The following is a 12285-nucleotide window of genomic DNA, read 5'->3' as shown; positions in this document are numbered from 1 at the left end:
CTCCCTACCCCAGGTGGGAAGCGTCAAGCCGGATGTGTTGCCAGCAGGTGCCGCGCCAATTCGGCAAATCCCGTGCCGCGCTCGCCCCGTGTCACGAAGCGCGGCAAATGGGTGAGCTGGGGGACGAAGCGCGCAATGTTGGCGACGCCCACGCTGTGCCCGAAATGCTCGAACATGATCTGGTCGTTGCTTGAATCGCCCACATAGACCCAACGGGCCGTCTCCTGCGCCAGTTCGCGCCCGAACAGCTCGCGCACGATCCAGCGTGCACCTTCCCATTTGTTGTGCGCCCCAAACCAGCCGTTGATGTGGATGCTGCTCACCGTGGCCACCATGCCCGCCTCCCGCATCAGGCCGACACACCGATCGATCGTGGTTTGCGGCAGGTGCGTGAATTCGCTGTGGTCGATGGCGATGTCGGTTTCGCGGCCGGCCGAATCCTGCGCCCGCCGGGCACCGGGCACCTGGCGCTCGATAGCCTCCAGCACTGCGCGCATGGCAGCAAAGTTGACGGCCCGTGTAGCGGCATCTTGTTGGTATATTTTTGATAGCTGCAAGCGCTTGTCCGATAAGCGCTGGAGGCCATTTTCGCTTATATTTTCTGACGATTCGAGGCGCAGGGCGACCGCGCCGTTCTCGGCCACCACGGCGTCCACCGGCCAGGCCGCGGCAAAGCGCTCGCTCCAGCCCACGGGCCGCCCGGTGATGGGAATCACGTGCAGCTCGGCCGCCTTCAAATCGTGCAAGGCAGCCAGCGCGTCGGAGGTGATGGCCCCGTCCGTGGTCAGGGTGTCGTCGATGTCGGTGAAGATGCCGAGCAGATTGGCAGGCGGTTGCCAGGCCGGGAGAGGCTGGAGGCGTGTGCCCATCAACCGCCCGATTGCAGCGCCAGCCCCGCATGCTCGCGCAGCGGGTGGAAGTGGATCTTGGGAAAGCGTTCCTGTGCCAGGCGCACGTCGTAGGGGCTGGTGCACAGGTAGGCCAGCGTGTTGGCCGCGTCGTGCGCCATGCGCAGCGGGTAGGCATTTTCAAATTCGCGCAGCTCGGCCGGGGTGTCGGCGGTGATCCAGCGCGCACCCGTGTACTGGCAGCCCTCCAGCCGCACGTCGGCGTCGTATTCGCCTTTCAGGCGGTGCTGCACCACTTCAAATTGCAGCTGGCCCACGGCGCCCAGCAGCATGTTGCCGCCGGTGTCGGGTTTGAAGACCTGAATGGCGCCTTCTTCGCCCAGCTGGGCCAGGCCTTGCTGCAGTTGTTTGGTGCGCAAGGGGTTCTTGAGCACCACGGTCATGAACAGCTCGGGGGCAAAAAACGGCAGGCCGGTGAACTGCAGGTTGGCGCCATCGGTGATGGTGTCGCCCAGCTGCACGCCGCCGTGCGTGGTGAAGCCGATGATGTCGCCGGCGTAGGCTTCTTCGACAGCTTCGCGGCGCTGGCTCATGAAGGTGACCACGCTGGTGGGGCGCAGCTCCTTGCCGGTGCGCTGTACCTTGAGCTTCATGCCGGGCTGGTATTTGCCCGAGGCCACGCGCACGAAGGCGATGCGGTCGCGGTGGTTGGCGTCCATGTTGGCCTGCACCTTGAAGACCACGCCAGAAAAACCTTCGTCCTCGGGCTGGACGGTCTTGACCACCGGTTGCTTGTTGACTTCCAGCGTGCTGATGCGCGGGCCGGGTGGCGGGGCCATGTCCACCAGGGCGTCGAGCACTTCCATTACGCCGAAGTTGTTCACCCCCGAGCCGAAGAACACGGGTGTGAGCTTGCCCGCCAGAAACTGCGCATGGTCCCAGGTGGGCGACGCGCCCACCGCCAGTTCCATGCTTTCCATGGCGGTATCGAACTCGCTGCCAAAGCGTGCTTGCAGCCGGGCGGTTTCGGTGAGGGGAATGGTTTCGAAATCCTGGGGCCGGCGCTCGCTTCCCGACTCGAACACCGTCATCGCCTGGGTGCGTAGGTTGATGATGCCGCCAAAGCGCTTGCCCTGGCCCACCGGCCAGGTCATGGGGCAGCAGGGCATGCCCAGCTCGCGCTCGACCTCGTCCATGATGTCCAGCGGGTCGCGCACTTCGCGGTCCATCTTGTTGACGAAGGTGATGATGGGGGTGTCGCGCTGGCGGCAGACCTCGATCAGGCGGCGCGTCTGCGCTTCCACGCCGTTGGCGGCGTCAATCACCATCAAGGCCGAATCGACGGCGGTCAGCACGCGGTAGGTGTCTTCCGAGAAGTCCTTGTGGCCGGGGGTGTCGAGCAAGTTGATGACGTGCTCGCGGTAGAGCATCTGCATCACGCTTGACGCTACTGAAATGCCGCGCTGTTTCTCGATCTCCATCCAGTCGGAGGTGGCGTGGCGGCTGGCCTTGCGGCCTTTGACGGCGCCGGCGATCTGGATCGCGCCCGAGAACAGCAAGAGCTTCTCCGTCAGCGTGGTCTTGCCGGCGTCGGGGTGGGAAATGATGGCAAAGGTGCGGCGGCGCCGGGTTTCAGAGGCGTAGGACAAGGGAGATCCAGAATTCAGGGGGTGAGCAGGCGCACGGCAGGGCATGCGTGCTTAAAGCGCGTTGATTTTACGGGGCCGATAAGCAGAGCAGGGTTCGCGCGCCCGTGTCACAGTTGCGCCCATGCAGGAATCCGACCCATCGCCCGCCACCCGCACCTGGGTGCAAGCGGGTTCGCCCGCCTACCGGCGCATCAGCCTGGCCTTGTTTATGGCAGGTTTCGCAACCTTCTCGTTGCTGTACTGCGTGCAGCCGGTGCTGCCGGAGCTGGCGGCGCACTTTGGCCTGGGGGCTGCGGGCAGTTCGCTGGCGCTGTCGGTCAGTGCCGGGTGCCTGGCGGTGGCCATCTTTGTCGCCGGCGCCTTGTCGGAAGGGCGGGACAAACGGCGGCTGATGTTTGCCTCCATGGCGCTGGCGGCGGTATGCAATGTGCTAGCCGCCGTGGCGCCCACCTGGGGCGCGCTGCTGGTGGCGCGGGCGCTGGAGGGCATTTTGCTCGGCGGTGTGCCCGCCGTGGCCATGGCCTATCTGGCCGATGAGATCCACCCGCGCGGGCTGGGGTTCTCCATGGGCCTCTACATTGGCGGAACGGCTTTTGGCGGCATGGCCGGGCGGGTGGGGATGAGTGCGCTGGCCGACCAATTTGGCTGGCGCGCAGCAATGGCCACCATTGGCGCGCTGGGGCTGCTGTCAGCGATCGGGTTTGTGCGGCTGCTGCCCAAAACCAGCGGGGCAGTGCCGTCTGGCACGCGGCAGTCGCAGAGCTTGCGGTTTCATCTGGACGCCTGGCGCGCGCACTTGCACACGCCCGGCTTGCCATTGCTGTTCCTGTCGGGCTTTGCGCTGATGGGGGTGTTTGTCTCGCTCTTCAATTACGCGGGCTTTCGCCTGGCGCTGCCGCCCTATGGCTTGAGCCAGACGCAGATCGGCCTCATCTTTTGCGTTTACCTGTTTGGCATCCTTGCTTCGCCCACGGCGGGTGCACTGGCGGACCGGCTGGGGCGCGCGCCGGTGCTGGTGGGCGGTGTGGCGCTGATGGCCGCTGGCGTGGTGCTGACCTTGGTGGCGCCGCTGCTCTGGGTGATTGTGGGCATTGCCGTGCTCACTTTTGGTTTCTTCGTGGCGCATTCGGTCGCCAGTGGCTGGGTGGGGCAACTGGCGCGCCAATCCAAGGGGCATGCGTCCTCGCTGTATTTGCTGGCGTACTACCTGGGGTCCAGCGTGCTGGGTTCGGCGGGTGGCTGGTTCTGGGAGCATGGGCGCTGGCCGGCCTTGGTGGGGTTCTCGCTGGTGCTGCTGGCGGGCGCGCTGGCGATGGCACTGCGCCTGCGGGCACGCACGCCGATATAATCCGCGTTCTTCTCCCGAGGAGCGTTGCAGCGTCCCGCTATTTCAGCAGGCGTGAGGCTCGGGAGGCCGGGCCGAACGGTCTGTCAGTTCGACAGGCTCACAGATCCGCTGTGCAACGACGCTCATCCACCTTGCGTGCGATGGGCTCTCAATCCCCCTCGCGGCAGGTGGTGTTTCAAAACAGCTTTTGGAGCCACCCATGAACGCCCGTACCCCCCCACTTGATTCCATTGACTGCGCCATTACCGACATCGGCCTGGCTGCCTGGGGCCGCAAGGAAATCCGCATCGCCGAAACCGAGATGCCCGGCCTGATGGCCATCCGCGAGGAATTCGCTGCCAAGCAGCCGCTCAAGGGCGCGCGCATCACCGGGAGCCTGCACATGACCATCCAGACCGCCGTGCTGATCGAGACGCTGCAGGCCCTGGGCGCGCAGGTGCGCTGGGCCTCGTGCAACATCTTCTCGACGCAGGACCATGCCGCCGCCGCGATTGCTGCGGGTGGCACGCCGGTGTTTGCCATCAAGGGCGAGTCGCTGGCCGACTACTGGGACTACACGCACCGCATCTTCGACTTCGGCGCGGCCAACACCCCCGGCGAAGGCCCGAACCTGATCCTGGACGACGGCGGCGACGCCACGCTGCTCATGCACCTGGGCAAGCGCGCCGAAAAGGACGCCTCGCTGATCGCCAACCCGACCAGCGAAGAGGAAACCTGTTTGTTCGCCGCCATCAAGGCCAAGCTGGCCGTGGACCCGACCTGGTACAGCCGCAAGGGTGCCGAGATCATCGGCGTGACCGAAGAAACCACCACCGGCGTGCACCGCTTGAAGGAAATGTCGGCCAAGGGCACCCTGTTGTTCCGCGCCATCAACGTGAACGACTCGGTCACCAAGAGCAAGTTCGACAACCTGTACGGCTGCCGTGAATCGCTGGTGGACGGCATCAAGCGCGCCACCGACGTGATGATTGCCGGCAAGGTGGCCTGTGTGGCCGGCTACGGCGACGTGGGCAAGGGCAGTGCCCAGGCGCTGCGCGCGCTCTCGGCCCAGGTGTGGGTGACCGAGATCGACCCCATCAACGCCCTGCAGGCGGCGATGGAAGGCTACAAGGTCGTCACCATGGAATACGCCGCCGACAAGGCCGACATTTTCGTGACCACCACGGGCAACCGCGACGTGATCCGGCACGAGCACCTGCTGGCCATGAAAGACCAGGCCATCGTCTGCAACATCGGCCACTTCGACAATGAAATCCAGGTCGCCACGCTGGAACAGTACGAATGGGAAGAGATCAAGCCGCAGGTGGACCATGTGATCTTCCCGGATGGCAAGCGCATCATCCTGCTGGCCAAGGGGCGTCTGGTGAACCTGGGCTGCGGTACGGGGCACCCGAGCTTCGTCATGTCGTCGAGCTTCGCCAACCAGACCATCGCCCAGATCGAGCTGTTCACGCACAGCGACTACTACGAAAACGGCAAGGTCTATGTGCTGCCCAAGCACCTGGACGAAAAGGTCGCGCGCCTGCACCTGAAGAAGGTGGGCGCCATGCTGAGCGAGCTGACGGACGAGCAGGCGGCCTATATTGGCGTGCCCAAGCAGGGCCCCTACAAACCCGACACCTACCGCTATTAACGGGCGCTACTGCGCGGCCCGCAGGCGTCGTTGCGGGGCCTCCCGTGAATCCTCACGTAGCGCCGCTACGTTCCGGTTTCCGGGTCCTCCAGCGCCTAGCCTGCGGGCCGCTCGCTATGCGCTGACAGGGCAGAGAAACAAAAAAACCATCGGAACTCCATGCGAATTGACCAACTTCTTGTCGAACGCGGCCTCGCCGCTTCGCGCGCGCAGGCGCAGCGGCTGCTGGCGGGCGGCGCGCAGTGGCGCGTGGGGCAGGGCGCCTGGAAGCCGGTGGGCAAGAATGGCGACAACGTACCGGACGATGCCGAGTTGCAACTGCAGGACAACTCGGAGGCGCGCTACGTCTCGCGCGGCGGGCTCAAGCTCGAAGGGGCGCTGGCGGCTACTGGCCTCGATGTGGCAGGTTCGCAGTGTCTCGACATCGGCCAATCGACCGGCGGCTTTACCGATTGCCTGTTGCAAAAGGGCGCTGCGCATGTGGTCGGCGTGGACGTGGGCCAAGGGCAGTTGCACCCGCGCCTGCGGGGCGATGCGCGTGTTACCTGCATCGAGCAGGTCAACGCGCGGGCACTGGATGCTTCTGATTTGATAGCTTTTAGCGCATATGGAATAAGCGCTGGAGGCCAATTTGACCCTAAATTCTCGGTCATTGTGGGCGACCTCTCGTTCATCTCGCTGACCTTGGTGCTGCCCGCGCTGGTGCCGTTGCTCGCGGACGGCGGGGCGCTGCTGATGCTGGTCAAGCCCCAATTCGAACTGCAGCCAGGCCAGGTAGGCAAGGGCGGCATCGTGCGCGACGCGGCGCTGTACGCGGTGGTCGAGCAGCGCATCCGCGCCTGCTGTGCCGAGCTGGGGCTCACGGTCCAAAGCTGGTTCCCAAGCCCTATTGAGGGTGGCGACGGCAACCGCGAATTTTTTGTTTTTGCGAGGAGGGCCGCATGAGCGCTGCCAATATTCCTGATGCCTCTAATGCCGCCTGCCCGGTGAGCTTTGAATATTTCCCGCCCAAGACGCCCGAAGGGGCGGCCAAGCTGCGCGGCGTACGCCAGCAATTGCAGGCGCTGGCGCCCGAGTTCTGCTCGGTGACCTACGGCGCCGGCGGTTCCACCCAGCAGGGCACCTTCGACACGGTGCGCGAAATCCTGCAGGAAGGCGTGGCCGCCGCTTCGCATTTCTCCTGCATCGGCGCCACGCGCCAGTCGGTGCGCGAGCAGCTCGCCATGCTGAGCGCCATGGGCGTCAAGCGCCTGGTGGCGCTGCGCGGCGACTTGCCCAGTGGCTACGGCATAGGCGGTGAATTCCATTACGCCAGCGACCTGGTGGCCTTCATTCGCGCCGAAACGGGCGATGCGTTCCACATCGAGGTCGCGGCCTACCCCGAGGTGCACCCGCAGGCACGTTCGCCTGAAGCCGATCTGCGCGCCTACGTCGCCAAGGTGCAGGCGGGCGCTGATTCCGCCATCACCCAGTATTTCTACAACGCCGACGCCTACTTCCGCTTTGTGGACGACGCCACGCGCCAAGGTGCGCGCGTGCCGGTGGTGCCCGGCGTCATGCCGATTGGCAGCTCCAGCCAGTTGCTGCGTTTTTCTGATGCCTGCGGCGCCGAGGTACCGCGCTGGATCCGCCTGCGCCTGCAGTCCTATGGCGACGATGTGGCCAGTATCAAGGCGTTTGGCCTGGATGTGGTGACGCGCTTGTGCGAGCAGTTGCGCGCCGGTGGCGCCCCGGCGCTGCACTTCTACACCATGAACCAGAGCCAGGCGGTGCTGGAACTGTGCCGGCGCCTGGGACGTACAGCGCCTGTATCAGCCGCCTGATTCCAGTGTGAACGCCGCGTGCTGGTCCTGCCCCAGCCGTGCGACGAGCTGCGGCATGGCCGGCGCTAGCGCGGCCTTGAGCGTGTGCGGCGGGTTGATGAGGAACATGCCGCTGGCCGGCAGGCCAGGGCGCACCACCTTGCCGTCGGCGAGCTCCTTGACCTTGCCCGCCTTCACGGTCAGCGTGGCGTGCAGCCAGCTTTTGCCACTCTTTGTCGCCAGCGTTTTCAGGCGGCGTGGCAGGTCATGCGCTTCGGGCCGGGCAATCAAGGGGTACCACACGGCGTAGGTGCCGGTGGGGAAGCGCTTCATGCCCTCGGTGGCAAGGTCCAGCACCTTGGCGTAGTCGCTCTTGATTTCGTAGCTAGGATCGCAGATCAGCAAAGCGCGACGCGCTGGTGGTGGTAGGAATTTGCGCCAGCCTTCAAAGCCATCCTCACCCAAAACGACCACCTGCCGTCCGGCGCCCAGCTGCGCCACGTTGCCGGCCAGTGCACGGGCGTCGGTGGGGTGCAGCTCGAACAGTTTGAGCCGGTCGTGCGCGCGCAGCAGGTGCTGGACGATGAAGGGCGAGCCCGGATACACCTTCAAGTTGCTGCCATGGTTGAACGAGCGCACCAGGTCCAGGTAGGCCTGCAAGGCAGGTGCCAGGGGCTCGGCATCTGGCGCAGGCGCTGCCAGGCGCAGCAGGCCCCCGCCTGCCTCGCCGCTGGTGCGTGCGTAGTCGCCGTCGAGCCGGTACAGGCCGGCACCGGCGTGGGTGTCCACGACGGTCAGCGCGGCATCTTTCTCGGTGAGGTGCTGCAGGACGGCAATCAGCACCGTGTGCTTGAGCACGTCGGCGTGGTTGCCTGCATGGAAGGCGTGGCGGTAACTGAACATGGGGCGATGGTAACCATGCCTGCCCGGACCTTGGGCACTGCGGGCCGGTTTGGCATGTTTGTTGCTGAAAATCAGGAGATGCACCTGCGCGCCGGCCATGCGCTACGCAAAACGTGCAATTTTTGTCTCAGAAAGTCATTTTTGCTCTCACCGACCCTGGAAACCTATGATGATGGAGCCGGCCAGCGCCTTGGCCGGCCTGTGTCCCGCTACGTCTCCTTCGCCCGCATGACCGAAAGCTCCCGTTCAGAACACCGCTCCCAGGTGCGCCACCTTGATGCGCTGCCGGCGGGCACGCGCCTGGCCGAATTTGAAATCCTGTCGCTATTGGGCGTGGGCGGCTTTGGCATGGTCTACAAGGCGTTTGACCATTCGCTGCACCGCACGGTGGCCATCAAGGAATACATGCCGGCGGCGCTCGCCGCCCGCGCGGGCGATGGGACACTCTGGGCGCGTTCGTCTACCGACGAGCCAGCATTCCAGGCGGGCCTGCACTCGTTCGTGGACGAGGCGCGCATGCTGGCGCAGTTCGACCACCCCTCGTTGGTGAAGGTGTTTCGCTTCTGGGAGTCGCACAACACCGCCTACATGGTGATGCCGCTGTACCGGGGCATGACCTTCAAGCAGGCACGTACCCAGATGCGCGCACCGCCCCCGGAAGCCTGGCTGCGCCAGGTGCTGTGGGCCGTGCTCGACGCGCTGCGTGTGCTGCACGGCGCCAACACCTTGCACCGCGATATTTCCCCCGACAACATCTTCTTGCAGGATATGGGGCCTCCCGTGCTGCTGGACCTGGGTGCCTCGCGCCACGCCATCAACGACCGCGACCGCAAGCACACGGCGGTGCTGAAGGTGAACTACGCTCCCATAGAGCAGTATTCGGATGGCGAAGGTGAGGGCCACGCCGAGATGGCCCAAGGGCCTTGGAGCGACCTGTACTCCCTGGCGGCTGTGGTGCATGGTTGTTTGTGCAACGACGCGCCGCTGCCGGCCACGCTGCGGGCCCTGCGCGATCGTATGGTGCCGTTTTCGCGCGTGGCCAGGACGGTGCACAAGCAGTTTGGCCAGGAATATTCCCCGCCTTTTATCGAGGCCATCTCCCAGGCGCTCAAGCTGCAGCCTGAAGACCGACCCCAGAGCATCGACGCGTTTCTGGCGTTGATGGCGATGCCATCGGCGCCAGCGGGACTGGACCATTTCGACTTCCGCGCGGGTTTGGGGGACCTCTGGGTCGAGCCCACCGACCAGCCTGACGCCACCATGACGGCGAGTACCGTGGACCTCACGGGCCAGGCGCCTGCGGGGGGTGCTGCAGTGAAGCTGCCGGCGGGCCCTGCGTCCGCTCCCCTGCATGCCAAGCCCGTAGCTCCCCAGGTGACCGCTTCCACCGCCCCGGGGGCCCAGGACGCGGTGCAGACCGATGCCGCTGATACGGTCTTTCTAGGCCCGGACACGGTGTTTCGTGACCCAGACACGGTCCAGCCGGCCGAGCCCCTGGCGCCGGCACGGCAGGCTCCTCCCAAGAAGGCTTTGCTCGAATCCGAGTGGACCCGCGAGAGAGCTGCCGCGCCGCCTGCGCGGCGTTTGCTCTGGCCCTGGCTTGGCGCGGGCGCGGTCGGGTTGGCGGCGGTTGCCGTGGCATGGGCCCTGCGCGGACCGGCTCAGGCGCCGCTGCCGAAGCCGACGACAGCGCCGGCCGACGCCATCATCACGGAATTGAAACCGCCGGTGTCGGCGCCCGAAGCGGCTCCCGCTGAACAAGGCGCCGCAGACCTCACCGCTGCGCAGGCGGCCGCGGGTGAGCCCGTGCCCAGCGACGGACCGGCACCGGCGTTTGTGTCTTCCGGCGACCCGCGCGCGGTGTCCAAGACGCCGCCCCGATCGGCACGACCAACCAAAGCCACCAAAGAACCGCCCTTGCCAGCGACAAGCCCGGTGCAAGAGCCGGCGCCAGCTCCGCCGCCTGCGCCGCTGCCATCCCCCGCGCCGCGCAAGGCACCACCGCCAGCGCCGCTGTGCGCCAACACCAATGTGCTGACCCGCAGCATGTGTCTGCGCGAGGAATGCGGCAAGCCGGGCAATGCTGGGCGCTCGGCCTGCGTCGAGTTCCGCAAGGCTATGGAGCCGCTGGAGAGCAACCACTTTGCCAATTGAGGCGGCGCCTGCATGAAAGCCAGTGGACTGTTTTGATGTGGCCCCGTTATAATGGCGGGCTTCGCAGCGCTTGCGTGCTCCGCGGCGAAGTGTGGAAGCGGGTTCAATCCGGTTTTGCAAGTACCACCTAAGAGGTTTCCATTTCAAGAGAAACACCGACCGTGGAAAAGAGCCCAAGGACGCCGGCCCCTTTTCAGGCCGGCCAAACCAAAGAAACTCATGAAAACCTTCAGCGCCAAACCCGCTGATGTGACGCACGAGTGGTTTGTGATTGACGCCACCGATAAGGTGCTCGGCCGGGTAGCCAGCGAAGTTGCCCACCGTCTGCGCGGCAAACACAAAGCCATTTATACGCCTCACATCGATACCGGTGACTTCATCGTCATCATCAACGCCGCTCAGCTTCGAGTGACCGGCGCCAAGTCGACGGACAAGATCTACTACCGCCATTCGGGCTATCCCGGCGGTATCTCGGCCACGAATTTCCGTGACATGCAAGCCAAGCACCCCGGCCGCGCGCTGGAGAAGGCCGTCAAGGGCATGCTGCCCAAGGGGCCGCTGGGTTACGCCATGATCAAGAAACTCAAGGTGTACGGTGGTGCTGAGCATCCCCACACCGCCCAACAGCCCAAAGTGCTGGAACTGTAAGGAGCCTTGAGATGATTGGTGAATGGAACAATGGCACCGGCCGTCGCAAATCCAGCGTCGCCCGCGTGTTTCTGAAAAAAGGCAGCGGCAAGATCACGATCAACGGCAAGGACATTCAGTCCTACTTCGGCCGTGAGACCTCGATCATGATTGCCAAGCAGCCGCTGATGCTGACCAGCCACGCCGAAACGTTTGACATCATGATCAACGTGCACGGTGGCGGTGAATCCGGCCAGGCTGGCGCAGCCCGCCACGGCATCACGCGCGCGCTGATCGACTACGACGAAACCCTCAAGCCGGTATTGAGCCAGGCCGGTTTCGTCACGCGCGATGCGCGCGAAGTGGAACGCAAGAAGGTCGGCCTGCGCTCTGCACGCCGCGCCAAGCAGTTCTCCAAGCGCTGATCCGCAGCGGCGGATCTCGCACAAAAGCCGCACCGGTTCGCCGGGGCGGCTTTTTTCATGGTGGACGCGGTTTGGCCCACAATCGCCCCTTTTGCCCACCACAGAGTGCCCATGTCCTTCACCCGGCTCGCCACAGGAGACGCATGCGTTTTCGACTGCTCAGACGCCGCCTGACGATCAGTGCCCCACGCGTCGCCGTGCGCAGCGCGCTGCCGTGGCCGCTGCGCTGGCTGGTGCTGGCGGTGTTCCTCGGGTTTTGTGCCGCTGTGTCGCTGTGGGCGTTCGATTTTGGCCGCTCGATTGCCGGCTTGGACGCGGGTAGCCGCGAAGAACTGGTGCGCCTGCGCAGCGATCTGGCGCGCTTGCGGGCCGACTCCCAGCAGGCGCAGACGATTGCCAACACCTCGGGCAGCCTGCTGCTGGCCGAGCGCTCGGCCCTTGAGCAACTGAAGCTCCAGCTCAAGCAACTTGAGAGCGAAAACCGCTCGCTGCGGGAGGATCTGGGGTTCTTTGAAAAGCTTATTCCCAGCAGCACCTCGGGCGATGACCTGGCGATTCGCGGCCTGCAGGCCGACCAGCAGGCCGATGCCAAACTGCATTGGCAGGTGCTCCTGATGCGGCCGGTGAAAAACGCCACGGAATTTTCAGGTCAGCTGGAGCTGGTGGCCGCGGGAACACGCGATGGCAAACCCTGGAGCCAGCGCTTCGCTGGCGACGCGCAGGCCTTCAAGCTGCGCCAGTACCAGCGGCTCGAAGGCATTGCGCCGCTGCCGCCCCATACCGTGGTAAAAACCTTGACTGTCAGAATCCTGCACGAGGGGCGTGTTCGTGCCTCGCAAACCACGGACCTCAGTCCGTGAGCGGTGGCGCCCACTGCTCGCTTGATTCGTCCCCAG

General features: G+C 65.1%; 11 protein-coding genes and 1 riboswitch. Of the genes, 8 read left to right on the top strand and 3 right to left on the bottom strand.

The window, feature by feature from the left end; translation table 11 throughout:
- Positions 1-23: 23 nt before the first annotated feature.
- A complete protein-coding gene (locus AC07ZH_RS11015) occupies positions 24-869 on the bottom strand; it encodes an HAD-IIB family hydrolase (RefSeq protein ID WP_495199764.1) in 846 nt (281 codons plus the stop codon).
- Positions 869-2497: a peptide chain release factor 3 gene (locus AC07ZH_RS11010; protein ID WP_495199763.1), complete on the bottom strand. Its 1629-nt coding sequence runs from the start codon at positions 2495-2497 to the stop codon at positions 869-871. Before AC07ZH_RS11010 ends, AC07ZH_RS11015 begins: the two co-directional genes overlap by 1 nt.
- 121 nt (positions 2498-2618) lie before the next feature.
- Between AC07ZH_RS11010 and AC07ZH_RS11005 the strand changes: the two genes are divergently transcribed.
- The 4 genes from AC07ZH_RS11005 to metF all read left to right on the top strand — a co-directional run bounded on the left by AC07ZH_RS11005 (position 2619) and on the right by metF (position 7301).
- Positions 2619-3845 carry an MFS transporter gene (locus AC07ZH_RS11005; RefSeq protein ID WP_495199762.1) on the top strand — a complete coding sequence of 409 codons (1227 nt, stop codon included), beginning with the start codon at positions 2619-2621 and terminating at the stop codon, positions 3843-3845.
- A gap of 10 nt (positions 3846-3855) precedes the next feature.
- Positions 3856-3976: riboswitch (S-adenosyl-L-homocysteine riboswitch) on the top strand.
- A 68-nt stretch (positions 3977-4044) separates the two neighbouring features.
- Positions 4045-5478, top strand: a complete 1434-nt coding sequence (gene ahcY / locus AC07ZH_RS11000; protein WP_119110353.1) for an adenosylhomocysteinase — start codon at positions 4045-4047, stop codon at positions 5476-5478.
- A gap of 159 nt (positions 5479-5637) precedes the next feature.
- Positions 5638-6423 (top strand): TlyA family RNA methyltransferase, encoded by a 786-nt coding sequence (locus AC07ZH_RS10995; protein ID WP_495199761.1) that lies wholly within the window; start codon positions 5638-5640, stop codon positions 6421-6423.
- Positions 6420-7301 carry a methylenetetrahydrofolate reductase [NAD(P)H] gene (gene metF / locus AC07ZH_RS10990; RefSeq protein WP_495199760.1) on the top strand — a complete coding sequence of 294 codons (882 nt, stop codon included), beginning with the start codon at positions 6420-6422 and terminating at the stop codon, positions 7299-7301. Before AC07ZH_RS10995 ends, metF begins: the two co-directional genes overlap by 4 nt.
- Here metF and AC07ZH_RS10985 read toward each other — a convergent pair.
- Positions 7290-8183, bottom strand: a complete 894-nt coding sequence (locus AC07ZH_RS10985) for a 23S rRNA (adenine(2030)-N(6))-methyltransferase RlmJ (RefSeq protein ID WP_495199759.1) — start codon at positions 8181-8183, stop codon at positions 7290-7292. The genes metF and AC07ZH_RS10985 overlap by 12 nt on opposite strands.
- Before the next feature lie 228 nt (positions 8184-8411).
- Here AC07ZH_RS10985 and AC07ZH_RS10980 point away from each other — a divergent pair, with 228 nt between their 5' ends.
- From AC07ZH_RS10980 to AC07ZH_RS10965, 4 genes are all read left to right on the top strand, one after another.
- Positions 8412-10337: a serine/threonine protein kinase gene (locus tag AC07ZH_RS10980; RefSeq protein ID WP_495199758.1), complete on the top strand. Its 1926-nt coding sequence runs from the start codon at positions 8412-8414 to the stop codon at positions 10335-10337.
- Positions 10338-10556: 219 nt separating this feature from the next.
- On the top strand, positions 10557-10985 hold the full coding sequence (gene rplM, locus AC07ZH_RS10975) for a 50S ribosomal protein L13 (RefSeq protein ID WP_119110356.1): 429 nt from the start codon (positions 10557-10559) through the stop codon (positions 10983-10985).
- 11 nt (positions 10986-10996) lie between these two features.
- Positions 10997-11389, top strand: coding sequence for a 30S ribosomal protein S9 (rpsI, locus tag AC07ZH_RS10970; protein ID WP_119110357.1), 393 nt, complete (start codon positions 10997-10999; stop codon positions 11387-11389).
- 143 nt (positions 11390-11532) lie between these two features.
- Complete coding sequence (locus AC07ZH_RS10965) at positions 11533-12249, top strand: DUF6776 family protein (protein WP_119110358.1); 717 nt, start codon at positions 11533-11535, stop codon at positions 12247-12249.
- Positions 12250-12285 lie beyond the last annotated feature (36 nt).

It is taken from the genome of Simplicispira sp. GW247-4R2A (genome assembly GCF_059424465.1).
Note: the sequence above shows the minus strand (reverse complement) of the source record. Positions and strands in the feature narration are given on the sequence as shown.

What these genes read in the sequence shown, in the direction of transcription:
- AC07ZH_RS11005 (WP_495199762.1), top strand. Translation starts at nt 2,619, where the DNA reads ATGCAGGAATCCGACCCATCGCCCGCCACCCGCACCTGGGTGCAAGCG.
- AC07ZH_RS10995 (WP_495199761.1), top strand. Translation starts at nt 5,638, where the DNA reads ATGCGAATTGACCAACTTCTTGTCGAACGCGGCCTCGCCGCTTCGCGC.
- metF (WP_495199760.1), top strand. Translation starts at nt 6,420, where the DNA reads ATGAGCGCTGCCAATATTCCTGATGCCTCTAATGCCGCCTGCCCGGTG.
- rpsI (WP_119110357.1), top strand. Translation starts at nt 10,997, where the DNA reads ATGATTGGTGAATGGAACAATGGCACCGGCCGTCGCAAATCCAGCGTC.
- AC07ZH_RS10965 (WP_119110358.1), top strand. Translation starts at nt 11,533, where the DNA reads ATGCGTTTTCGACTGCTCAGACGCCGCCTGACGATCAGTGCCCCACGC.
- ahcY (WP_119110353.1), top strand. Translation starts at nt 4,045, where the DNA reads ATGAACGCCCGTACCCCCCCACTTGATTCCATTGACTGCGCCATTACC.
- AC07ZH_RS10985 (WP_495199759.1), bottom strand. Translation starts at nt 8,183, where the DNA reads ATGTTCAGTTACCGCCACGCCTTCCATGCAGGCAACCACGCCGACGTG.
- rplM (WP_119110356.1), top strand. Translation starts at nt 10,557, where the DNA reads ATGAAAACCTTCAGCGCCAAACCCGCTGATGTGACGCACGAGTGGTTT.
- AC07ZH_RS11015 (WP_495199764.1), bottom strand. Translation starts at nt 869, where the DNA reads ATGGGCACACGCCTCCAGCCTCTCCCGGCCTGGCAACCGCCTGCCAAT.
- AC07ZH_RS10980 (WP_495199758.1), top strand. Translation starts at nt 8,412, where the DNA reads ATGACCGAAAGCTCCCGTTCAGAACACCGCTCCCAGGTGCGCCACCTT.